This window comes from Mesobacillus jeotgali (assembly GCF_014856545.2).
GTDB lineage: Bacteria > Bacillota > Bacilli > Bacillales > Cytobacillaceae > Mesobacillus.
In genome coordinates this window covers 3594288-3617993 of sequence record NZ_CP109811.1, presented here as the reverse complement: position 1 = coordinate 3617993, position 23706 = coordinate 3594288, and the positions used below count along the sequence as shown (strand labels likewise).

The following is a 23706-nucleotide window of genomic DNA, read 5'->3' as shown; positions in this document are numbered from 1 at the left end:
AATGCTATGCTGCTTGGAAGAAAACGTAAGCTTGGCAGGAAAATAGAAGAAATCACTGTCGGGGAAAAATTGACCTTAACAGAAAAAATCGAGGACAAAGATCTCCTGTTGTATTTGGGATTGACGAATGATGCGAATCCTTTATATATCCAGCATGATTACGCGTCACAGACACCTTATGAAAAGCCTATTGTCCCAGCAATCATGCTGAATGGAATCATCACTTCAGCTGTTTCAAAATACCTACCAGGACCTGGAAGTCATATTTTGAAGCAGGATATTGAGTATGTTAAACCAGTTTACCATTATGGAACAGTCCAATTCTTTTTTGAAGTAACAGAAGTGATCAAAAGCAAGCATAATGTTGAAATTACAATTATGGGAAAAAATGAAGAGGATGAGACAGTTGTAACGGGGAAACTTCTCGTCTGTCCTCCATACCCAGTCCAGCGTATGGATGGTAAAGCACTAGAAAACTTTTAAACTTTTGGGATGCACAATATTTGTGCATCCCTTTTAGTTTTAAATTTGATTTTACCTGTTGGGTTGATATTATAATGTAAATAGAGCTATTGGATGAAACAGGGGTAATAACTTTTTTGGAGGCTCATATGAACAAGAAGGTCTTGGTTGTGGATGATGAACAATCGATTGTGACACTGCTGAAGTATAATCTCGAACAGGCTGGCTATTCAGTGGTAACTGGAATGGACGGTGAAGAAGGGATCCGCCTGGCAGCAGATGATAAGCCGGATTTGATGATTTTGGATCTGATGCTCCCGAAGCTGGATGGCATGGAAGTATGTAAACAACTCAGACAGATGAGAATCAATGTGCCGATCTTGATGCTTACGGCAAAGGATGATGAGTTTGATAAGGTGCTTGGTCTGGAGTTAGGCGCTGATGATTACATGACCAAACCATTCAGTCCGCGTGAGGTTGTAGCGAGGGTAAAAGCGATTCTCCGTAGGACACAGACACAGCATGAACCAGTGGAAGAAAAGCAGGAGGACGAGGGGCAGATCAGAATTGGCGAGCTTAAAATCATGCCGGAATTCTATGAAGCTTACTTTATGGAAAAATTACTTGAACTTACTCCGAAAGAATTCGAATTGCTTCTCTATCTGTCGAAGAATAAAGGACGGGTTCTTACACGTGACCAGTTGCTCAGTGCTGTCTGGAATTATGACTTTGCAGGGGATACAAGAATTGTCGACGTACATATAAGCCATTTGCGTGAAAAAATTGAACAAAACACAAAGAAGCCATCCTATATCAAAACTATTCGAGGCCTTGGTTATAAGCTGGAGGAACCAAAGGGAGAATGACAAAGTACCGGACTCGTCTCCTATTTGCCCTCATTACCTTGATCATCATCGTGTTGATAGGCCTGGGGCTGCTTTTAGGACAATTATTCAAAAATTATTATATAAATTCATTTAATGAGCGGCTGAAGATTGAAATTAATCTTTTAACCTCCAATATCGAACAAAATGGAGGGCTCGCTTCACTGGATAACGAAGAAATTTCAAGGATGAGCGACCTGCTTAACGCAAGGATTACGATTGTTGATCTTGAGGGTGATATTCAACATGATACGGGAGAACTATCAAGCACTAAAATCAACCGGCACAGGGATATAATTGGCGACATCGTGGAAGACAAACCGTCGGAACAGAGTGACCTTGAGGTGGGTGGGGGCTTTGATCTGCACTATTATTGGAACCCGCTTCTCCATGATGGTAATAAAGAGGGGTATGTATTTTTAACAACAAAGATTGATGAACTGCAGAAGGCTTACCGGCAAATCTGGTGGATTCTGACCATTAGTCTTGGCATGGCTTTGGTTGTGATCATCCTTCTTGGTACAAGAATCACTAACCGCTATACGAAACCAATCGAGTCTGCGACAAATGTGGCGATTGAGCTGGCAAAAGGGAATTATCGGGCCAGAACTTATGAAGATCACATTGACGAAACGGGCATGCTGAGTTCTTCAATTAATATCCTGGCAAGAAATCTTCAGGAACTAATGAAGCTAAAGGAATCCCAGCAGGATAGACTGACGACACTCATTGAGAATATGGGCAGCGGTTTGATTCTGATAGACAGCAGGGGCTATATCAACTTGATCAATAAGCCATACAAGGAAATCTTTAATGTGGAGTCTGCTGAATACCTATACAAGCTTTATTATGAAGTCATTGAGCATGAAGAAATCTCCCATATGGTTGAAGAGATTTTTATGACCGAGCAAAAAGTAAGGAAACAAGTTGTTTTGCCTATGGAAATCGAAAGGCGGCACTTCGAAGTATACGGGGTTCCGATTATCGGTACAAACAATGTCTGGAAGGGAATCCTTCTTGTTTTCCATGACATTACCGAACTGAAAAAATTGGAACAGATTAGGAAGGATTTCGTGGCGAATGTCTCGCATGAGCTAAAGACGCCAATCACCTCGATCAAAGGATTCTCGGAAACGCTTCTGGATGGAGCGATGAATGACAAAGCTGCGCTGGAAGCTTTCCTTGAAATCATTTTAAAAGAAAGTGATCGTCTCCAGTTACTGATCCAGGAATTGCTAGATCTGTCTAAGATCGAGCAGCAAGGCTTCCGGCTGACAATAGGAGAGGTTGATCTTATAAAAGAAGCTAATGAAGTCATCGAAATTTTAAAAGGAAAAGCTGCTCAAAAGGATATCCTCCTGAAACTTGGTCAATCAGGCGATAGCGCGGTTATTGAAGGAGATGCAGACAGGCTGAAGCAAGTGCTGATCAACCTTGTCAGCAATGCCATCACCTACACCCCAAATGGCGGCAGGGTTGAGATTACTTTATCCGGCCAGGAAGATTCTGTCTCCGTTGTGGTCAAGGATTCCGGTATAGGAATTGAAAAAAGTGAAATAACGAGGATATTCGAACGATTTTACCGGGTGGACAGGGCAAGAAGCCGGAACTCCGGAGGAACGGGCCTTGGCCTGGCGATTGTGAAACACATAGTTGAAGCTCATAAAGGACATATCGAAGTCGACAGCCAGATAGGCAAAGGAACAACTTTTACGATCAAGCTTTTTAAAAAGCTGCCTCAATAAAGATCAGTAGTTTTCTCCTATCCGAGTGGAAATTCAATGAGCATACCATCTCAGCCCAATTCGAAACTGAATTGGGCTATTTCCTTTTTTAAAATGAATTTACATTCCCTTAACAACAGGTTTATTTTTCCTTAACAGTTCCTTGTTACAATCATTAGTGAATAACCCCTTCATCCAAGGAGCAAGAAAGAAGCACAAGCCGACCCCGCTTGTGCTTTTTTCATTCGATTTATACCCCAGTTTTCGAACCCTTTAAAAATCCAAAAAGCACCATTGTTTCAAAACTGTTACTCAGTTATCATTCTTTTGAAACTTTTACGTTTTTTAAACGTAAAAACAAATATAGACAGAAACATAGGAAGAGGGGAATGAGATGGTGAGCTTAAAGCAAATTTACGTGACGAGCGGAATTGTCGTCCTGGCCATTATTTTAGGTATTTCAGCGTTCACGACATGGTATACGGTCGATGAGTCTGAACAGGCTGTCATATTGACGTTTGGAAAAGTGGAGGAAGGTATAAGTGAACCGGGCTTGCACTTCAAGCTGCCTTGGCCAATCCAGAGTGTTGAAAAGCTATCAAAAGAAACGTTCAGCCTTCAGTTTGGTTATGAGGAAAAGAATGGAGAAATTAAGGAATTTCCTGATGAAACTAAAATGATTACTGGTGACGAAAACATCGTCCTTGCCGACCTGGTTGTTCAATGGAAAATAACTGACCCTGAAAAATATTTATTTAACGCAGATAATCCTAGAGAAATCTTATATGATGCTACATCAGCGTCTGTAAGGAGCATTATCGGAAGTTCCGAAATTGATGAAGCATTGACTTCAGGAAAAGCAGAAATCGAAGCGGAAGTCCGTGATTTGTTATCATCACTGATTGAAAAGTACGATATGGGTGTATCCGTCCTTGGTGTAAAGCTCCAGGATGTTGAATTGCCAAATGAAGAAGTGCGCAAGGCTTTTACCAATGTTACAGATGCGCGTGAAACAATGAACACGAAAATAAATGAAGCGAAGAAATACCAAAACCAGAAGCTGAATGAAGCGCAAGGGGAAAAGGATGCGCTTATCTCAAGGGCACAAGGGGAAAAAGCCGCGAGGATCGAACGGGCCAGAGGTGACGTGGCGGTATTCAACAAACTGCTAGTTGAATACAAAACCAATCCGGACATCACAAGACAGCGTTTAATTTTGGAAACACTTGAGCAGGTCTTGCCTGGTTCGGAGATTTACATCATGAATGATGATGGCAACACAATGAAGTATTTCCCGATTCGCCCGCTTGAAGCAGATAAACCTAAGTCAGAGAAGGAAGGCAGTGAAAAGGATAATGGCTGATCAAAACGTGATTGACATAAATGAACGCAGTGGTGGTTCCTGGCGAAAATATACTAAATTCGGAATTTTCCTGGTCATCCTTATTGCGCTGCTTGTCTTCATTTTCACTAATGTTTTCATCGTGAAACAAGGCGAGTATAAAGTGGTAAGGCAATTTGGAGAGGTTGTCAGGATTATCGATGAACCTGGTTTGAATTACAAAGTCCCGTTTATTCAGAGTGTCACAACTCTGCCTAAATATCAGATGACATATGATGTTTCCCAGGCGGAAATCAACACAATGGATAAAAAGAGAATGTTGATCGACAATTATGCCATTTGGCGAATCGAAGATCCTAAAAAGATGATTAGCAATGCGAGAACGCTAGAGGGTGCAGAGTCGAGAATGGAGGAATTTATCTATTCGGTAGTCCGTTCTGAGCTTGGTAAGCTGGACTATGACGAAATCATCAATGATGAAAAGTCATCCCGCGGATCATTGAATGACAGGGTGACTGAAAAAGTCAATGAGCTGCTCGCTGGCGGTAACTATGGAGTCGTAGTGACAGATGTCCGAATGAAGAGGACCGACCTGCCGGAAGAAAATGAAATGTCTGTATTTACGAGAATGATCTCTGAGCGTGAGTCTAAGGCGCAAGAATATCTATCCATGGGGGATGCCCAGAAAAACAGAGTCATCGCCCAGACGGACAGGGAAGTGAAAGAGCTTCTGGCAAAGGCATCGGCAGACGCTGAAACCATCCGAGGTGAAGGTGAAGGGGAAGCTGCAAAAGTATACAACCAAACGTTCTCCAAGGATCCAGAATTCTATTCGATGTTCCGTACACTGGAATCCTATAAAAAGACAATCAACGGCGAAACCGTCATTGTCCTTCCATCTGATTCACCGTACGCAAGAATGCTGATGGGTTATACAAACTAATAGAGCCAACCAAAAGGCCGTTATTTTTCTTTCTATCATCTCTCATGATAAAATAGGAAGGAATCTAACGGTCTTTTTTCTATATAGAGTCATAAAATTGTACTTGGAACGGGTCCACATACCTGTGTCTACAAAGAGGAGGAATATCATGTCTAAAAAGCTTGTGTTGATAGATGGAAACAGTATTGCATATCGTGCGTTTTTCGCTTTGCCGCTGTTGAACAATGAAAAAGGAATACATACGAATGCAGTTTATGGTTTTACGATGATGCTGATGAAAATTCTCGAGGATGAAAAGCCCACGCATATTCTTGTTGCGTTTGATGCCGGGAAAACGACCTTCAGGCATAAGACCTTCAGCAAATATAAGGGAGGAAGGCAAAAAACTCCGCCGGAGCTTTCGGAGCAGTTTCCGTTTATCCGTGAATTGCTGACGGCCTATGGCATTTCGCAATATGAGCTGGAGAATTATGAAGCTGATGATATTATCGGTACCTTGAGTTTACATGCTGAAAAAGAAGGCTTTGAAACAAAGGTCATTTCAGGTGACAAGGACTTGACACAGCTGAGCTCTGACAAGACCACAGTCAGTATCACAAGAAAAGGGATCACTGATATTGAAGAATATACTCCTGAGCATATCAAGGAAAAATATGGTCTGACAGCCGACCAGATCATTGATATGAAAGGTCTCATGGGTGATGCATCGGATAATATACCTGGGGTTCCTGGTGTAGGTGAAAAGACGGCAATCAAGCTGTTGAAGGAATACGGCACACTTGAAAATCTTTTGAATTCGATTGATCAAGTCTGCGGGAAAAAGCTTAAGGAAAAACTGGAAGAGTTCAGAGACCAGGCAGTCATGAGCAAGGAACTCGCGACCATCACTCGTGAAGCCCCTGTAAGCCTGGAGTTGAGCGAGCTTGAGTATGAAGGCGCAGAGAACGAGAAGCTCGTGAAAATGTTCAAGGAGCTCGGGTTCAATTCCCTTCTGGACAAGCTGGGCGCAGTTGCGGAAGCAGATGATGCAGAGCTTGAAGACATTGAGTTCAAGCAGCTGGATAAAATTGAACAAAATATTTTTGCAAAAGATAATGGCTTTTATGTTGAAGTACTTGAAGATAACTACCATTACGCCGATATCATCGGCTTTGCTGTTGTAAATGAAAACGGCAGCTTCTACCTGCCTGTAAAAGTTGCCCTGGAGTCTGAAGAGTTCAAGAAATGGGCTGAGGATGAGTCTAGCAAAAAAACAGTCTATGATGCGAAACGATCTGAGGTATCACTGCGCCATCATGGCATCCACCTGAAGGGTGCTGACTTCGATGTGTCACTGGCATCCTATATCATCAACCCTTCCGAGTCACCGGACGATCTGGCTGCCATCGCGAAACAGCATGGATTCGCGAGCGTACAGTCAGACGATACTGTCTATGGCAAAGGTGCTAAACGAAAAATTCCGGAGGAGAGCGTCCTAGGAGAGCATCTTGTGCGCAAGGCGGCTGTACTAGTGTCATTAAAAGAAAAGCTTGAGCAGGAGCTGTGGGACAATGATCAGCATGATCTGTTCAGCAGCCTTGAAATGCCATTGTCGCTTGTGCTTGCGGATATGGAATACCAGGGCGTCAAGCTTGATATGGACCGCCTGGATAAAATGGGTGAAGAAATTAAAGGCCGTTTAGCCGAAATTGAAACAAAGATTTTCGAAATGGCAGGAGAACAGTTCAATATCAACTCACCTAAACAATTGGGTGTCATCCTGTTTGAAAAGCTGGGACTGCCTGCTGCGAAAAAGACGAAGACAGGTTATTCTACTTCTGCGGATGTCCTTGAAAAATTGGCGCCTAAGCATAGAATCATTGAAGAAATTCTTAACTACCGCCAGTTGGGAAAGCTGCAATCCACCTATATTGAAGGGTTGCAAAAGGTGGTCAATAAAGAGACGGAAAAAGTCCATACAAGATTCAACCAGGCTTTAACAGCAACTGGAAGATTAAGCTCAACAGACCCTAACCTGCAGAACATCCCAATCAGGCTTGAAGAAGGCCGGAAAATCAGGCAGGCATTCGTTCCTTCAGAAAAAGGCTGGGTCATCTTCGCGGCTGACTATTCGCAAATTGAACTTCGAGTCCTCGCCCATATTGCGGGAGATGAGAAACTGATCGATGCCTTCCGGAACGATATGGATATCCATACGAAGACTGCGATGGAAGTGTTCAATGTAGGGAAAGATGAAGTCACTTCCAATATGCGCCGGCATGCGAAGGCGGTCAACTTTGGAATTGTGTACGGAATCAGCGATTACGGATTATCCCAGAGCCTGAATATCACAAGGAAGGAAGCGGGCGAATTCATTGACCGCTATCTGGAAAGCTATCCAGGAGTGAAGGGGTATATGGACGAAATCATCAAAGATGCAAAAGCTAAGGGCTATGTCCAGACATTATTGCATCGCCGCAGATATATTCCGGAAATTACGGCCCGCAACTTCAACTTGAGAAGTTTTGCGGAACGGACAGCAATGAACACCCCGATCCAGGGCAGTGCCGCAGATATTATTAAAAAGGCAATGATTGATATGGCAGAGAGACTCCGCGAAGAAGGCGTAAAGACAAGATTGCTTCTTCAGGTACATGATGAATTGATTTTTGAAGCACCTGAGGATGAGATCGAACTGCTGAAAAAAATAGTGCCAGATGTCATGGAAAATGCAATTGAATTGAAAGTACCGTTAAAAGTGGACTTTTCATACGGCCCGACCTGGTATGACGCAAAATAGGAGCTGTAACAGGATACTTACAGAGAAAGGCGGGATAAAATGCCTGAACTACCAGAGGTCGAAACCGTCAGACGAACATTAGAGGTCCTGACGATAGGAAAAGAAATAAAAGAAGTCTCTGTTTTTGGCCAAAGATAATTAAGCGCCCGAATGAGGTCGAGCAGTTCAACGATGCACTGTTAGGCCAGACGATAAAAGAGGTTGGCCGAAGAGGGAAATTCCTGATTTTTTACACGGAATATTTCGCGCTTGTGTCCCACTTAAGGATGGAAGGGAAATATGGAGTATTCAATACGGATGAACCTGTGGATAAACACACGCACGTCATTTTCCATTTTACCGATGGAACTGAATTGCGCTACAAGGATGTCAGGAAATTCGGCACAATGCACCTTTATGAAAAAGGGAAAGAGTTTGAAACGCAGCCTCTTGCCGATTTAGGGCCAGAGCCATTCTCGGACGATTTTTCCGTAGAATGGCTGTCAGAAAAGCTGAAAAGGACGAATCGGAAAATAAAGCCGGCTCTGCTTGACCAGAAAATCCTGGTTGGCCTCGGGAATATCTATGTGGATGAGGCACTGTTCCGGGCAAAAATCCATCCGGAAAGGATTGCTAATACTCTGACTCCAGATGAGGAGGCAGTGCTTTATAAGGAAATCGTCAGCACTTTGTCTGAAGCTGTTGAGAAAGGCGGCAGTACCATTCGTTCTTATGTGAACTCACAAGGACAGATTGGCATGTTCCAACTTCAGCTTTATGCATACGGGCGCAAGGGTGAACCATGCAAGGTTTGCGGAACACCATTGGAGAAAACCGTTGTTGGCGGGCGGGGAACGCATTACTGCCCGTCGTGCCAGAAGCTTAAATAATAATATCAGAATTTATATCATTTCAACTTCGAGAATTGTCCAGCTCCAGCGCCTAGCCAGTTTTCATCCTTGCTTGTGCTTCCCTGAGTATCTTGCGAGAAGCGTTAGCTTTGAGCAGCTCGAGACGCATGTATAGCTGCGGCTCCTAACTCCTCGAGACGTTTCGGTCCTGCCAATGAAGTCAAAGAGCGACTTCACAGTCAAGCCCTCCAACGCTTGTCGGAGTTGGGCAGTCGCCTCCGCTTTTCGAATTGTCTAGTGCACCTCCTAGAAACTCCGAAACTTCAACTCCGCCCCAGAAGCAAAAAGCGCTTCTTTGTCGGAGTCTCCAGTTTCTGCGTTTCTGGACAGTCGGCTATACTTTTTGATTTCGGTCCGCCCAATGAAGTCAAAGAACGACTTCACTGGTCGGCCCTACAACGCTTGTCGGGGCTTACCAAGGCGCTTGCGCTTTTCTTGTATATTGGCTTGTTGATTTTCTCACCATAAATGGGCTCCTTCCATATACTAACGTAGCGATTGACAGGAAGGAGCTCAGTTTATGGCACAAACAATCTCCCTGCTTTTACTTGCATTCGCTGTCAGCCTTGACAGTTTCAGTGTAGGGTTAACGTATGGATTGAGGAAAATGAAGATCCCGATTAAATCAATTTCTGTAATTGCAGTTTGTTCGGCTGTCGTCCTGATGGCAGCGATGATGATCGGGCATTTTCTCGAGAGCTTTTTTTCACCAGGAATGGCAGAGACGCTGGGCGGTACTGTCTTGATCGTTTTAGGCGGATGGGTCTTGTTCCAATTTTTTCGCGAAGACAAAACAGAATTGCTCTGCCACGAAAAAATCATTCTGAATCTAGAAATCAAATCTTTAGGCATCGTTATCAACATTTTGAAAAAGCCAATGACAGCAGATTTTGACCGCTCGGGTACCATCAATGGAATTGAAGCTGTCATGCTCGGGCTTGCCCTGTCGCTTGATGCGTTTGGTGCAGGGGTAGGGGCAGCATTTTTAGGTTTTTCTCCAGGATATCTAGCCTTGACAGTTGCCTTCATGAGTTCTTTATTTGTGTATGCAGGAATGAGGATGGGCAGTTATTTTTCGGAGAGTGGATGGATGCAAAGGTTTTCCTTTGTACCAGGAATTTTATTGATCATAATCGGGCTGATGAAGCTTTAAATGGCCCTTGAAAGGATACAGTGAGAATGTCATTAGTTATCGGATTGACAGGAGGTATAGCAAGCGGAAAAAGCACGATATCCGCCATGTTCACTGACATGGGCATGACTGTTATTGATGCAGATATTGAAGCCAGGCTTGCTGTTGAACCAGGAGAGAAAGCATACAATGATATAGTCAGCCAATTTGGCACGGACATTTTAGATGATGACACCACGATAAATCGTCCTAAATTGGGTGAGATCATTTTTAACAATGAAGAAAAGCGATTGCTGCTCAATTCGATTGTCCACCCAGCCGTAAGGGAGCGGATGGCCCAAAAGAGAGCAAAAGCAGAAGCTGCAAATGAAAAGGCAGTAGTCCTGGACATTCCGCTTCTGTTTGAAAGCAAGCTGACAGGACTCGTAGAAAAAATCATCGTCGTCTATGTGGATGAACAGACTCAGCTGGAAAGGCTGATGAAGCGGAACGGATTCTCGGAAGAAGAAGCCTCTGCGCGCATCAAATCACAAATGCCGCTGAAGGACAAAGTCAGTCTGGCAGACGCAGTCATCGATAACAGTGGCAACATCGAGCAATCGAAGCAGCAGCTGAGGGATATTTTAAGTGAATGGGAAATCTTAAGAGCCGAATAGGCTCTTTTTTGTTTTCCCGGAATCGATTGGCCTGCGGATTCCTTTTTCGGCCGATTTAATCCTGATTTCACTCAATTTAATTCCATTTTCACTAAATACAGTTATCCTGATTTGGGTCCTCCTAAATGATTATTATTATCAGAATTATTTTAAATTTTAAATGTGTGCATTTATTTATCACAAATAAATTTTAATATGTTATACTAATACCATACAAAGGGGTTATTGAGTATAACACTAATTCGGAAGGGGCCGTACAATGAAGGCGAGAATTGCGATTAACGGTTTTGGGAGAATTGGAAGAATGGTGTTCAGAAGAGCCATTCTTGAAGAAAATCTTGAGGTTGTTGCGATTAATGCGAGCTATCCAGCTGAAACTTTGGCGCATTTAATAAAATATGATTCCACTCATGGGCAATTTGCTGGAGAAGTCATCCCGGCTGATGATCACCTGGTTGTCAACGGTAAGAAAGTTAAGCTATTAAGCAATCGAAATCCTGCTGAGCTTCCATGGAAGGAAATGAAGATTGATATTGTCATAGAAGCTACAGGGAAATTCAATTCACGTGACAAGGCTGCTCTTCATCTCGATGCTGGTGCAAAGAAAGTGATTTTGACAGCACCTGGTACGAATGAAGATATCACTATTGTCATGGGAGTAAATGAAAGCGCATTAAATATTGAAAAACATGATATCATTTCAAATGCATCATGCACGACAAACTGCCTGGCACCGGTCGCGAAAGTGCTGGATGATACTTTCGGTATCGAAAACGGTTTGATGACGACTGTGCATGCTTATACGAATGACCAGAATAATATCGATAATCCGCACAAGGATCTGCGCAGGGCGCGTTCTTGCGGCCAATCGATCATTCCGACCTCAACTGGAGCAGCAAAGGCACTTTCTCTTGTTCTTCCACAGCTTAAAGGAAAGCTGCATGGCATGGCGCTGAGAGTACCGACACCGAATGTTTCGCTTGTTGACCTGGTTGTCGATCTGAAGCGTGAGGTAACAGTGGATGAAATCAATGATGCATTCTATTCAGCATCTAAAGGTAAGCTCGAAGGCGTTCTTGATATCACGACAGATCCACTTGTTTCAATCGACTTTAACACGAATGAACATTCTGCGATCATTGATGGTTTGTCTACAATGGTCATCGGAGCAAACAAGGTAAAGGTTCTTGCCTGGTATGACAATGAATGGGGTTACTCCAGCAGAGTTGTTGACCTGACAAAGCATGTAGCCCACGCAATGTCTAACTCTGCAACTGTAAAGGTAGGATAATTCTTATAATGTAAAAAGCTTGCTTATCGGCAAGCTTTTTATTTTTGTATAATATTACTGCCCATTTCAGATCGTGATTTTCAGAGATCACCATGTAAAATACATACCGATTTTTAAGCGGAAGACCCTTTGAAAGCCCATGGACTCGCTATCTATCAGACTATAAAAATTCAAGCTTAAAATTCATGAAAAAAATTTGTTTTCATGTGTTGCAAAAAAAATATAAACAAAGTATACTAGTCATCGTGAACTTCTTAATAACGGTACCAATTGGCTACTTAAAGGGTTAGGACCTCTCTGGACTAACTTTCCCCCGTGGTAGTTAAGATACCATTGAAGCTAAGGAATTCATTCTAATAATGTTAGAGGGGGAAATTGAATATGGAAACAATGGGTCGTCATGTAATTTCTGAACTTTGGGGTTGCGATTTTGAAAAATTGAATGATATGGATTTTATTGAACAAACTTTTGTTGGAGCAGCATTGAAATCAGGTGCTGAAATCCGCGAGGTGGCTTTCCACAAATTTGCGCCACAAGGTGTAAGCGGAGTTGTCATTATTTCTGAATCTCATTTAACTATTCACAGCTTCCCAGAACACGGGTACGCCAGCATTGATGTATACACTTGCGGCGATCTGAATCCTAACATTGCAGCTGACTATATTGCAGAAGCTCTAGGTGCTCAAACTCGTGAGAATATCGAAATTCCACGCGGCATGGGTCCTGTGCATGTAAAGCAAGCACAAGCTAAAGCTCTATAATTGAAAATATGAAAATTCTCAAGAGGTGTAGCGATACACCTCTTTTTAATTTACCTAAAAATACGGTAAACTGTTAGTAGAAATAATATGCAGGAGGATTTTTGATGTCATTATTAAAATCCATAACAGGACGGTACGAGAAATTCAGCGGAACAAGTGAAAACAACAGGGACGACCAGCTTAAGACACGTTATTATAAAGCGAACTTTAACCAGATGTTCCAAAGTGTCGAAGACTTGCTGAAGGCTGACTCTTCATACAAGATTACGAGTGTTTCCAAGGATCATGGAGAAATATCAGCCGAGTTGAAGGGGAAGATTCCAGCCTTTTTAACGGCCACTGTAATCACGACAAAACCATTTGAGACCGCGGTCGACTTACATATCTCTACAGAAAAGTTTTCATTGGCAGGCATCAACCCTGTCCTCAAACAAGAGTTGACTAAGATATATGAGAAGCTGGACAAAACGCACACATTCATTGGCGCAGGCAAATACGGAAATCAATAGTTCCACTTGTCCAGACACCATCTTTTTTATAAGATAATATTAAGGATAATGCTTAGGGACGTATTGGCGGAAAAAGTGAATGGTCCTTCGCTCATTCTATATTTCAAAATATTCGGAGCTGATCGAGATGAAATGTCCAACTTGCCAAAATAACTCTACCCGGGTTCTTGATTCAAGACCGGTTGACGATAGCCGATCAATTCGACGAAGACGCGAATGCGAAGCTTGCGGATTTCGCTTCACCACATTTGAGAAGGTTGAAGAAATTCCTTTGATTGTCGTAAAAAAAGAAGGTACGCGTGAAGAGTTCAATCGGGAGAAGCTCCTTCGCGGTCTGATTAAAGCTTGTGAAAAGCGGCCAGTCGCTTTAAAAGAACTTGAAGATCTGGTTTCCGAAGTAGAAAAAGAACTTCGCAGCCATGGAGTCTCTGAAGTTAAGAGCGAAGCCGTTGGAGAAATGGTCATGGACAGGCTGGCTAAGATTGATGAAGTCGCCTATGTCCGATTCGCATCAGTTTACCGCCAGTTTAAGGATATCAATGTCTTTATTGATGAATTGAAAGAGTTATTAAAGAGAGAACAATCATAACACCTCGGTACCATCCTGAAGAGCTGAAGGGAACTTCAGCTCTTTTTAAGGCTGTTCATGTGTTTTTTCTAGAGGAAAATGTAATTTGTTTCGGGATTTATTACATAGTCTTTTTTTTATTAGGCTCTGTTAAAGTCAAACTTTATTTAAAAGCCCTGTTGATTGCAGTGGAAGGCGCGAAGACTCCTGCGGGCTTAGCTGGTCAGATGAGACCCCGCAGGAGCGAAGCGACGAGGAGGCTCATCGCCAGCCCCGCGGAAAGCGAAGCGCCTGGAACGGAAATCAACAGCCTTGGTAGCAGAGCCTTACAATTAAGAATGGAGGGAATAGGATGGCTCAGCATTGGCAAGAGACTTTGCCTGTAGACCAATATATTGTTGCATCTGGTGGTTTATTGCATGACTACGATCGCAAGGTGCTCACTTTCTTATACCAGCCTTTGATTGGGCCAGCTTGTTTAAGCCTTTATATGACCCTATGGGCTGAACTCGAAGAAAATCGTCTTTGGTCACAGCCTGTCACACACCATAACTTGATGACAATCATGGATATGAACCTGAAGGATATTTATCAGGCTCGCCAAAAGCTTGAAGGCATGGGATTGCTGAAGACCTATGTGAAAAATGGCGAGGAAGGACGTTCATTCATTTATGAATTGCAGCCGCCGTTGACTCCTGAACAATACTTCCTTGATGGCATGTTGAATGTCTATTTGTATCGCAAAGTCGGTAAAAATCAATTTTTGCGGCTCAAGCGATTTTTCAGTGATAAAAGTACAGAATCCGAGCCTGGCTATGAGGAAATTACGAAGGCATTCCAGGACGTTTTCTTGTCTGTGCCTACTCAGGCACTTATCCATAATGAGGATTCAGCGGCCGATCTTGACACGGAGGAAGGCAATGCGTTTATCGGCAGGTCCGAGGCTTCGAAAATACAGATTGATCCTGCGGAGTTCAACTTCGATTTGCTTTTGGGAGGACTTCAGGAATCTCTCATACCTAAAAAGGCCTTTACCTCGAAGGTTAAAGAAGCAATCAGCAACCTTGCTTTCCTATATGGAATTGATGCCCTGAAGATGAAGAATATCGTATTGAGCTCTGTAAATGCTGAAAATGAAATTGATGTAGAGGAATTGCGGAAGGCCGCCCGTGACTGGTACCAATTTGAACACCAGGACCAGCTTCCTGCACTTATGGACCGGACGCAGCCTGTCCAGCATAAAGCTGGGATCGAAAAGCCCAAAACGCAGGAAGAGGAATTGGTGGTTTATTTTGAGAAAACATCCCCTCGCCAGCTTCTGATTGATCTCTCAGGCGGTGCCGAGCCGTCTAAAGGGGATCTGCAGATCATTGAAGAGGTAATGTTCAAGCAAAAGCTGCTTCCGGGAGTCGTGAATGTTTTAGTTCAATATGTTATGCTCAAGACGGATATGAAGCTGACCAAGGGTTACATCGAAAAAATTGCCAGCCACTGGTCCAGGAAGCAGATATCGACGGTCAAGGATGCGATGCAGCTGGCTAAAAGCGAGCACAGGCAGTATCTTGAATGGGCCGAAGGGAAGAAGACACCTTCCTCATCAGGAAAAAGAAAGCCCGTCCGCAAAGAAGTGCTGCCGGATTGGTTTGGGAAAAAGGGCGAGGGTGAACCTCAGCAACAAACAGATCCTGCAGCCGCAGACCCTGATTTTGAAATAGAAAAGAAAAAGCTTGAAGAAGAACTGAAGAAATTTAAATCTGGGAGGTGATCCTTTTGCAAAACATTAATGAAACGTTGAAGAAGCTGGCGAATAACCAGAATTTCCAGGAGCGATATGAAGCGATTAAGAGGCAGGTCATGCAGGATAAGCACATCAAGGAATTCCTGGATGAGAATGCTGAGTATATTACCAGGGAAATGCTCGACGGCAGCATGTCAAAGTTGTATGAGTTCTCCAACCAGAGCAAAGGCTGTGAAGATTGCGAGAGCCTCGCAGGCTGCAAGAATATGATTAAAGGGTATGAGCCAGAGCTTTTCATAAAAGGAAATTTCATTGACATAAAATATGACCGATGCAAAAAGAAGGTCATGCATGATGAGCAGCAAAAGAACGCACGCCTGATCAACAGCATTTTTGTGCCTAAAGAAATTTTGAAGGCATCGTTCGGGGATATTGAGCTCGATGATGCCGGCAGGTTCAAGGCGATCAAGATGGCAAAAGACTTTGTTGAGAATTATGAGCAGGGCCAAAAGCAAAAGGGCCTGTTTCTTCATGGCCCGTTTGGAACAGGTAAATCCTACTTGCTAGGCGCAATCGCGAATGAATTGGCACAGAAACAAATCAGTTCATTGATTGTATATGTGCCTGAATTTTTCCGGGAAATGAAAAATGCGATTGGTGACCATACTGTCAATGAGAAGCTGGAAGCCATCAAAAAGGCAAATGTTCTTATGCTTGATGACATCGGAGCAGAAACAATGAGCAGCTGGGCAAGGGATGAAATCCTCGGGACAATCCTGCAGTTCCGGATGCTGGAGAACCTTCCAACCTTCTTTACATCGAACTTTGACCTTAAAGGGCTGGAGCATCATTTGACGCACAGCCAGCGGGGAGAAGAAGAACAATTGAAGGCAGCAAGAATCATGGAACGGATTAAATATCTTGCCGAGCCGGTTAAAGTCGAAGGCAAGAATCGCAGAATATAAAAATGTGCCGCCGCTAATCAAGCTGCGGCGCATTTTTTTTGCACTTATTCCCCTTTATACATCATATGGATACTTCTAAATTGTCCAAGTCCCCCATATATATAATCAGGGATTATTTAAGAGGGGGGATATGGTTGATTGAAATCATCTTCCAAAAAAAGCAGGATGCCTGGAATTTGTATCAGCATTTAGTCACCAGGCTTGCTTCATGGCAGGAAACGAATTCAATTCTTCTTAATGAAGATCGAAATAGAGTGATTATTCCAGAAGAATTTTGTGAAAAGGAAAGAATGCAATTACTCAAAAAAAGTGTTTATGATTTTATAGTGAATGTGAAACGCGATGACTGGCTAAGAGTCATCCTGGCAGAATCATATTTTTATAATGACAGTGAAGAACAGGATCAAATCCTTGATATCATTTACTCCGTCATCGAAGGCAATCGTAAAGAACTTGTGCCTTTCATGGAAGGTGTCGAGGAGCAAGGGATCATCCAGAGTTCAATCAATGAAATTTTTAATGAGAGAATTTCATTTTCCTTCGACTCCTTTGTGATGTTCAGGCTGAAGGCCTATATTGAGCAGCTCTCGAAATGGGTAGAGGTCGCAATAGATGAGTATAAGATGGAACAGGAGTACCAGGTTTTCCTGCATACATTGAGAGATTTCCTGGAGGAAAGGAAACCGCAGATGTCCCATTTATATCTGGTGATCGGCGAAAATATGATTTTTTATAATCAGCAATTCACAGAAATGAAACGGAGTGATCTGTTTAAAACAATTGACCGCAAGCTGCTTGTCAATCATCCAGTCTATGTTGACTCGGGAACGATTGCTCCGCTGCTGTCGATTGCGCCTGAGACCATTTACTTGTACACGGACGATCCCCATCAGCCGTTAGTAAGGACGATCATCAATCTTTTTGAAGAACGTGTGAAAGTCAATCCAGTTTCTGCTTTTCATGATGAAAAGTAAACTTTTTTAAAGAGGATCGTGAAAATATACAATAGCCCACTTGATTTTCAAAACATTACAAACTATAATTACGTACATACTAAATCAATAGTAAATGTAATGATGAGGACATGGGCATTCTTGAAAGGTTTCCAGAGAGGGAAGGCTTGGCTGAAAACTTCCTAACACTAAAGAAACGCTTACCACCTCTGAACTCCAGCTGTGAACGCCCATAGGGCAAGTATTGGCTGGCGGCAGAAGCCGTTACCGCAACCAGAGCCATTCCTGCGTTATTTTTGCGCAAGAGTGGGAATTGGGTGGAACCACGTGTGATCAAACTCGTCCCTGTTTCAGGGACGGGTTTTTTTATTTTTCGCGCAAAAAATTGCGCCACTTTTTTAAAGGGAGGAAAAGCCAATGGCAGACATGTTAAAAATATCGTTTCCAGATGGAGCAGTGAAGGAGTTTCCGGCAGGCACAACGACTGAAGATATCGCCAGCTCGATCAGCCCGGGCCTAAAGAAGAAAGCCATTGCCGGTATGGTCAATGGACAGCCGTTTGATCTCAAGAGAGCGATCGAAGAGGATGCAGCGATTGAAATCGTCACTCCGGACCATCCGGAAGCGCTTGAAATCCTGCGCCACAGCTCAGCTCACTTAATGGCACAGGCAATCAAGCGTCTGTATAAAGATGTAAACCTTGGAGTAGGGCCGGTAATCGAGGGCGGCTTCTACTATGATATCGATATGGAACACTCTTTATCTCCGGAAGATTTGCCGGAAATTGAAAAGGAAATGAAGAAAATCATCAATGAGAACATTGAGATTGTACGTAAAGAAGTAAGCCGTGATGAGGCAGTGAAGTTTTTCAAAGAGCTTGGTGATCCATATAAGCTTGAGTTGATTGAAGCAATCCCGGCTGATGAAAAAGTCACTTTGTATGAGCAGGGCGATTTTGTTGACCTTTGCCGCGGCGTGCATGTTCCATCGACTGGAAAGCTGAAGGAATTCAAATTGCTGAGCATTGCTGGTGCATACTGGCGCGGCGACAGCGATAATAAGATGCTCCAGCGTATCTATGGTACTGCTTTCTTCAAGAAGGAAGACCTGAAAGAGCACTTGAGGCTGCTTGAAGAAGCAAAAGAGCGTGATCACCGCAAACTTGGTAAAGAACTAAGTTTATTTACAAATTCACAGAAGGTAGGCCAGGGGCTTCCGCTATGGCTTCCAAAGGGTGCGACAATCCGCCGCATCATCGAACGCTATATTGTAGATAAAGAAGTCAGCCTTGGCTATGACCATGTCTACACTCCGGTAATGGGAAGTGTCGACCTTTATAAAACTTCAGGACACTGGGACCACTATCAGGAAAATATGTTCCCGGTAATGGAGATGGAAAATGAACAGCTTGTTTTAAGACCGATGAACTGTCCGCACCATATGATGGTGTACAAAAACAGCATCCATAGCTACAGGGAACTTCCAATCAGGATTGCTGAGCTTGGAACAATGCACCGTTATGAAATGTCCGGCGCGCTGGCTGGCTTGCAGCGTGTGCGCGGCATGACTTTGAACGATGCTCACCTGTTTGTCCGCCCTGACCAGATCAAGGAAGAGTTCAAACGTGTAGTTGAGCTTGTGCTTGAAGTCTACAAGGACTTTGATATGAATGACTATTCTTTCCGTTTATCCTACAGAGATCCTGAGGATAAAGAGAAATACTTCGATGATGATCAGATGTGGGAAAAGGCTCAAGCTATGCTTAAAGAAGCGATGGATGAAATGGGTCTTGAATATTTCGAGGCAGAAGGCGAAGCGGCATTCTACGGCCCTAAGCTTGATGTCCAGGTTAAGACTGCTCTTGGCAAAGAAGAAACTCTCTCAACAGTCCAGTTGGACTTCTTGCTTCCAGAACGCTTTGACCTAACTTATATCGGAGAAGATGGAAAGCATCATCGCCCAGTCGTCATCCACCGCGGTGTCGTATCGACGATGGAACGCTTTGTAGCCTTTTTGATCGAAGAATACAAAGGAGCGTTCCCGACTTGGCTGGCTCCAGTCCAGGCGCAAATTATCCCGGTTTCTCCTTCCGTCCATTATGACTATGCAAGAGAAATCAAAGAAAAGCTAAAAGCAGAAGGCTTCCGCGTTGAAATCGATGGCCGTGACGAAAAAATCGGCTATAAAATCCGCGAAGCGCAAATGCAGAAAGTTCCATACATGCTCGTGGTCGGTGACAATGAAGTCGCTGACAAAGCAGTCAACGTCCGTAAATACGGCGAACAGAAATCCGAAACAATTTCATTTGATGAATTCCTGGAGTCATTCAGGAAGGAAGCGAAGAAATAAGGAATGCGCAAATGCCTTGATCAGTCCCGACTAGCGATGGGGCTGGACAAAAAATAAGAGGAGCCTGCTGGCTCCTCTTATTTTTTATTATTATTCAATCGGTTTGGAACAGGCAGGACACAAATTCTTTGTATAGCTGCGCTGAATCCTCTGGCCGCAATTACGGCATGATTTGATATTAACAGGCGTATTGTCAATATCATTGGAAAAACCATAGCCAGTCCTGAAAAACTTCAATGCGGTGCCAGCGAGCAGTCCAGTGACCACACCGGTGATAATGATTGCGATCAGCATATGTACACCAGCTTTCCTGTCTATTTCTACCATTAATTATAGCAAGAAATAAGGATTTTAGCTGTGACAAAATATATATTGCACTGATTCCGTGACAGAGAAATTTAAATATGCATGAAAAAAAGTATTGCAGCTTGAATTTCTATCTGATACAATACTTTTTGTTGCAGTTAACGAAAGTGATTCGTTTGACACATCAATTTCTTTATGCTATATTAGCAAGAGTGAACTGAATACAAGTTTTAGGAAAGAAGAAGCACCCGCTTCTCACCTGGTTGACGCACTTAAGCTGTTGGCAGGTAATACGTAAACGTCTAATTATTTTGTTTCCGTAAGTGTGGGTGTCGTCGCCTGCACTTTTTTTATTGCAAAATAAAAATTGGACTATATCGTATGTCATTGTGTGAGCAAGATAAAGGCTTTGTCCTTGCAATGTACTTCTTCTCCTTGACAATGTATTCGATAAAACCCTGGAGGTGGCTAATTATTAGCAAAGATGCGATGTTACTAAACGAGGGAATTCGTGCTCGCGAAATTCGTCTGATCGATCAAAACGGCGAGCAATTAGGAATTAAATCCAAAGCTGAGGCTCTTGAGATCGCAGCGCGCGTAAATCTTGATCTTGTCCTTGTTGCTCCGAACGCGAAGCCTCCTGTAGGCCGAATCATGGACTACGGAAAATTCAAGTTTGAACAGCAAAAGAAAGAAAAAGAAGCACGTAAGAACCAGAAGATCATCACAACAAAAGAAGTACGTCTTAGCCCGACAATTGATGAGCATGACTTCAACACGAAGTTGCGCAATGCTATCAAGTTCCTGGAAAAAGGCGATAAAGTTAAAGCATCAATCCGTTTTAAAGGTCGTGCTATAACTCATAAGGAAATCGGTCAGCGTGTACTTGATCGCTTCTCTGAAGCTTGCAAAGATGTAGCGACAATTGAATCGCATCCAAAGATGGATGGCCGAAGCATGTTCCTGGTACTAGCACCTAAAACTGAAAAGTAACGAGGAGGAAGTCCCTATGCCAAAAATGAAAACACACCGCGGCACTGCCAAGCGTTTCAAGAAAACTGGAACTGGCAAGCTTAAGCGTTCACACGCTTACACTAGCCACTTATTTGCTAACAAGTCTACAAAAGCTAAGCGTAAGCTTCGCAAATCTGCAATCGTTTCAAAAGGCGATTTCAAACGTATTCGTCACATGCTTGACAACATTAAGTAAACTCGAGCGATCTCGATTTATATAGGAGGGAAATTACATGCCACGTGTAAAAGGCGGTACAGTTACGCGCAAGCGTCGTAAAAAAGTCATCAAATTAGCAAAAGGTTATTTCGGTTCTAAACATACATTATACAAGGTTGCTAACCAGCAGGTTATGAAGTCCCTAATGTATGCATTCCGCGACCGTCGCCAGAAGAAGCGCGACTTCCGCAAACTTTGGATTGCTCGTATCAACGCAGCAGCTCGCATGAACGGCCTTTCTTACAGCCGTATGATGCACGGCCTTAAGCTTGCAGGTATCGAAGTAAACCGCAAAATGCTTGCTGAACTTGCAGTAAGCGATGCAGCAGCATTCGCTCAATTGGCTGAAACAGCTAAGCAACAATTCAACAAGTAATCAAACCGATAAGATAAACCATTCTCATACTGAGAGTGGTTTTTTCTTTTTATAAGATATAATGAGGCCATAGAACTATGAAGGGGAAGTGGAGATATGGAGAACTGGATTTTGGCTGGCGTGATCATAGTCATGAATCTTGCAGGATTTTTAACCATGGGAATAGATAAAAAGCGGGCAAGAAACAATCATTATCGAATAAGCGAAAAAACATTATGGAATATTGCTTTTCTTGGAGGAGCGACCGGGGCAACAGCTGGTATGAAGCATTACAGGCATAAGACGAAGCATACCCAGTTTAAGTATGGAATGCCGCTGCTGGCAATTATTGAAATTGGTATATTTACATATTTATTTAAGCTTTTGGCATAACAGCTTGTATGATTTTATAAGCTAGTAGCAACAGAGACTCGCGGGCAGGTGACAAGAATGGATGATGCGTGGTCAATGCTGCTGATAATTGTGGAATCTGGAGGCTGGTATGCACCGGTTGTATTCATCTTGTTTCATGTTTTCCGCCAATTTGTTTTCATACCTCCTGCGGTTGTCTGCATCGCTGGAGGATTAATCTTTGGGGTCGTACCTGGAATTGTATATTCGCTGCTCGGTTTGTCGGGAGCAAGTATATTATTCTACTTTTTAATGAGACAGATTCCAGAGATGTTGAACAAATTGAGCAGGCTGAAAAAAAGGCTGGTTGGGCGCTTCAGGGATCTAACCGTCGCCCAGGTTGCGCTGTTGAGGCTTGTGCCGGTGATACATTACCAGTTGCTTAGCTTTTGCCTTTACGAGCGGAAAAGTAAATTTAAAGACTTTATGTTTGCTTCATTTCTCGGGAATATTCCATTCGTCATCTTTTATACGATATTCGGGGAGTATGTCGGAGAGTTTGACTCAGCCACAGGCCTTATTTTGATGATTTTATTTTTGGTGTTAGCCTATATGTTACGGGAGAAAATTACGTTCATTAAATGGCGGGAATTTTTTGATACGAGAACATAGCGCTAACTTTTATGATTCTAATGGCATAAGAAAAAGCGTCCGGTATTGATCGGACGCTTTTTAATTCTATAATTCCCCATCCTGGTCATGATTCGCCATGAACTCCTTAATCGGGCTTTTCCAGTCGATTTTAGCCACTGGATAGCTCTCGAGGATTTTCCGTTCAATGAATTGGAAATCTTCCATGACGAGCCCCTTCAACGCAGACGTCTTTTTAGGCCAGATGAAAATGGAAACAACTTCAAAAGCAGATGGAGTTGTGCCTAAATACTTTTCCCCTTCAAATAAAACACCCTTATATGTTAATAAGAAATTCTTCCGGACATTGTCTGAATCATCCAGCAAAAAGAAACGCTTCTGCTCATGAGCAAGCTCCAGCTTTCTTTTCGGATGGAATAAATATTTCACAGCGCTGTATATTAGAAAAATAAATAAAAGCAAGATAACAATACGTAAAAGCAGGATCATGACTGCCCCTCCAATGCGAACTTTCCTTATTTACGGATGAGATTCCAAATAGTTTCAACTATTTTATAATTGATTTATACTTTTTTTGTGGAGTACCCGCACGAGCAGAAAACAGGATTAGGGGGAAACGGCGGAAACTGTTCGAAGTCGGATCAAGTTCGGACAGGTTTTACTGAGAACAAGGGGAAGCTGTCAAGAAAAGACCGGAATTGTGACAGGTTTGATGGGAAAGCAAGAAAAGCTGTCAAGAAAAAGCCGGAATTGTGACAGGTTTGTAGAGAAAGCAAGAAAAGCTGTCAAAATAACCTCGTGTATGAAGCAGAATTGAAGTATACGAAGCTAATGGCTGTCTGTATCGAGAAGCCAGTTTCTACTA

The 23706-nt window shown here is 43.0% G+C and carries 23 protein-coding genes, 1 pseudogene and 1 other annotated feature; of the genes and pseudogenes, 22 read left to right on the top strand and 2 right to left on the bottom strand.

Features of this window, described 5'->3' with window-relative positions; all coding sequences use genetic code 11:
• Window positions 1–6 precede the first annotated feature (6 nt).
• The 17 genes and pseudogenes from FOF60_RS18555 to thrS all read left to right on the top strand — a co-directional run bounded on the left by FOF60_RS18555 (window position 7) and on the right by thrS (window position 19947).
• Window positions 7–483, top strand: coding sequence for a MaoC/PaaZ C-terminal domain-containing protein (locus FOF60_RS18555; RefSeq protein WP_192471424.1), 477 nt, complete (start codon window positions 7–9; stop codon window positions 481–483).
• A 128-nt stretch (window positions 484–611) separates the two neighbouring features.
• Window positions 612–1328, top strand: a complete 717-nt coding sequence (locus FOF60_RS18550) for a response regulator transcription factor (RefSeq protein WP_192471425.1) — start codon at window positions 612–614, stop codon at window positions 1326–1328.
• A complete protein-coding gene (gene pnpS / locus FOF60_RS18545) occupies window positions 1325–3091 on the top strand; it encodes a two-component system histidine kinase PnpS (RefSeq protein WP_192471426.1) in 1767 nt (588 codons plus the stop codon). The genes FOF60_RS18550 and pnpS overlap by 4 nt, the downstream gene beginning before the upstream one ends.
• Before the next feature lie 373 nt (window positions 3092–3464).
• The gene (gene hflK / locus FOF60_RS18540) at window positions 3465–4433 is read left to right on the top strand and encodes an FtsH protease activity modulator HflK (protein WP_192471427.1); all 969 of its coding nucleotides are present in this window, start codon (window positions 3465–3467) and stop codon (window positions 4431–4433) included.
• Complete coding sequence (gene hflC / locus FOF60_RS18535; protein WP_192471537.1) at window positions 4426–5355, top strand: protease modulator HflC; 930 nt, start codon at window positions 4426–4428, stop codon at window positions 5353–5355. The genes hflK and hflC overlap by 8 nt, the downstream gene beginning before the upstream one ends.
• 148 nt (window positions 5356–5503) lie before the next feature.
• Window positions 5504–8134, top strand: coding sequence for a DNA polymerase I (polA, locus tag FOF60_RS18530; protein WP_192471428.1), 2631 nt, complete (start codon window positions 5504–5506; stop codon window positions 8132–8134).
• 39 nt (window positions 8135–8173) lie between these two features.
• Window positions 8174–9003, top strand: a pseudogene (gene mutM / locus FOF60_RS18525) (DNA-formamidopyrimidine glycosylase).
• A gap of 541 nt (window positions 9004–9544) precedes the next feature.
• Window positions 9545–10177: a sporulation membrane protein YtaF gene (gene ytaF / locus FOF60_RS18520; RefSeq protein WP_192471429.1), complete on the top strand. Its 633-nt coding sequence runs from the start codon at window positions 9545–9547 to the stop codon at window positions 10175–10177.
• A 26-nt stretch (window positions 10178–10203) separates the two neighbouring features.
• Window positions 10204–10812 (top strand): dephospho-CoA kinase, encoded by a 609-nt coding sequence (gene coaE, locus FOF60_RS18515; protein WP_192471430.1) that lies wholly within the window; start codon window positions 10204–10206, stop codon window positions 10810–10812.
• A 259-nt stretch (window positions 10813–11071) separates the two neighbouring features.
• A complete protein-coding gene (locus FOF60_RS18510; protein ID WP_192471431.1) occupies window positions 11072–12103 on the top strand; it encodes a glyceraldehyde-3-phosphate dehydrogenase in 1032 nt (343 codons plus the stop codon).
• A gap of 381 nt (window positions 12104–12484) precedes the next feature.
• Window positions 12485–12865, top strand: a complete 381-nt coding sequence (gene speD, locus FOF60_RS18505) for an adenosylmethionine decarboxylase (protein ID WP_192471432.1) — start codon at window positions 12485–12487, stop codon at window positions 12863–12865.
• A gap of 104 nt (window positions 12866–12969) precedes the next feature.
• Complete coding sequence (locus tag FOF60_RS18500; RefSeq protein ID WP_192471433.1) at window positions 12970–13374, top strand: hypothetical protein; 405 nt, start codon at window positions 12970–12972, stop codon at window positions 13372–13374.
• A gap of 127 nt (window positions 13375–13501) precedes the next feature.
• Window positions 13502–13963 carry a transcriptional regulator NrdR gene (gene nrdR / locus FOF60_RS18495; protein WP_041967634.1) on the top strand — a complete coding sequence of 154 codons (462 nt, stop codon included), beginning with the start codon at window positions 13502–13504 and terminating at the stop codon, window positions 13961–13963.
• A gap of 331 nt (window positions 13964–14294) precedes the next feature.
• Complete coding sequence (locus FOF60_RS18490) at window positions 14295–15707, top strand: replication initiation and membrane attachment family protein (protein WP_192471434.1); 1413 nt, start codon at window positions 14295–14297, stop codon at window positions 15705–15707.
• Window positions 15708–15712: 5 nt separating this feature from the next.
• Window positions 15713–16645: a primosomal protein DnaI gene (gene dnaI, locus FOF60_RS18485; protein ID WP_192471435.1), complete on the top strand. Its 933-nt coding sequence runs from the start codon at window positions 15713–15715 to the stop codon at window positions 16643–16645.
• 134 nt (window positions 16646–16779) lie between these two features.
• Window positions 16780–17619: a putative sporulation protein YtxC gene (ytxC, locus tag FOF60_RS18480; protein ID WP_192471436.1), complete on the top strand. Its 840-nt coding sequence runs from the start codon at window positions 16780–16782 to the stop codon at window positions 17617–17619.
• A 396-nt stretch (window positions 17620–18015) separates the two neighbouring features.
• Window positions 18016–19947 (top strand): threonine--tRNA ligase, encoded by a 1932-nt coding sequence (thrS, locus tag FOF60_RS18475; RefSeq protein WP_192471437.1) that lies wholly within the window; start codon window positions 18016–18018, stop codon window positions 19945–19947.
• 90 nt (window positions 19948–20037) lie between these two features.
• On the opposite strand, the gene FOF60_RS18470 is transcribed toward thrS, so the two are convergent.
• Complete coding sequence (locus FOF60_RS18470; RefSeq protein WP_192471438.1) at window positions 20038–20241, bottom strand: hypothetical protein; 204 nt, start codon at window positions 20239–20241, stop codon at window positions 20038–20040.
• A 242-nt stretch (window positions 20242–20483) separates the two neighbouring features.
• Window positions 20484–20610: a sequence feature (ribosomal protein L20 leader region), on the top strand.
• 132 nt (window positions 20611–20742) lie between these two features.
• On the opposite strand from FOF60_RS18470, the gene infC reads away from it, so the two are divergent.
• The 5 genes from infC to FOF60_RS18445 all read left to right on the top strand — a co-directional run bounded on the left by infC (window position 20743) and on the right by FOF60_RS18445 (window position 22862).
• The gene (gene infC / locus FOF60_RS18465) at window positions 20743–21246 is read left to right on the top strand and encodes a translation initiation factor IF-3 (protein ID WP_144477486.1); all 504 of its coding nucleotides are present in this window, start codon (window positions 20743–20745) and stop codon (window positions 21244–21246) included.
• Between the two features lie 16 nt (window positions 21247–21262).
• Window positions 21263–21463 carry a 50S ribosomal protein L35 gene (gene rpmI / locus FOF60_RS18460; RefSeq protein WP_023627047.1) on the top strand — a complete coding sequence of 67 codons (201 nt, stop codon included), beginning with the start codon at window positions 21263–21265 and terminating at the stop codon, window positions 21461–21463.
• A gap of 37 nt (window positions 21464–21500) precedes the next feature.
• Complete coding sequence (rplT, locus tag FOF60_RS18455; RefSeq protein WP_102263819.1) at window positions 21501–21860, top strand: 50S ribosomal protein L20; 360 nt, start codon at window positions 21501–21503, stop codon at window positions 21858–21860.
• A gap of 96 nt (window positions 21861–21956) precedes the next feature.
• A complete protein-coding gene (locus FOF60_RS18450) occupies window positions 21957–22232 on the top strand; it encodes a DUF1294 domain-containing protein (RefSeq protein ID WP_192471439.1) in 276 nt (91 codons plus the stop codon).
• Between the two features lie 57 nt (window positions 22233–22289).
• Window positions 22290–22862: a TVP38/TMEM64 family protein gene (locus FOF60_RS18445; protein WP_192471440.1), complete on the top strand. Its 573-nt coding sequence runs from the start codon at window positions 22290–22292 to the stop codon at window positions 22860–22862.
• A 66-nt stretch (window positions 22863–22928) separates the two neighbouring features.
• On the opposite strand, the gene FOF60_RS18440 is transcribed toward FOF60_RS18445, so the two are convergent.
• Window positions 22929–23330, bottom strand: coding sequence for a sigma-w pathway protein ysdB (locus FOF60_RS18440; RefSeq protein ID WP_192471441.1), 402 nt, complete (start codon window positions 23328–23330; stop codon window positions 22929–22931).
• Window positions 23331–23706: the final 376 nt, after the last annotated feature.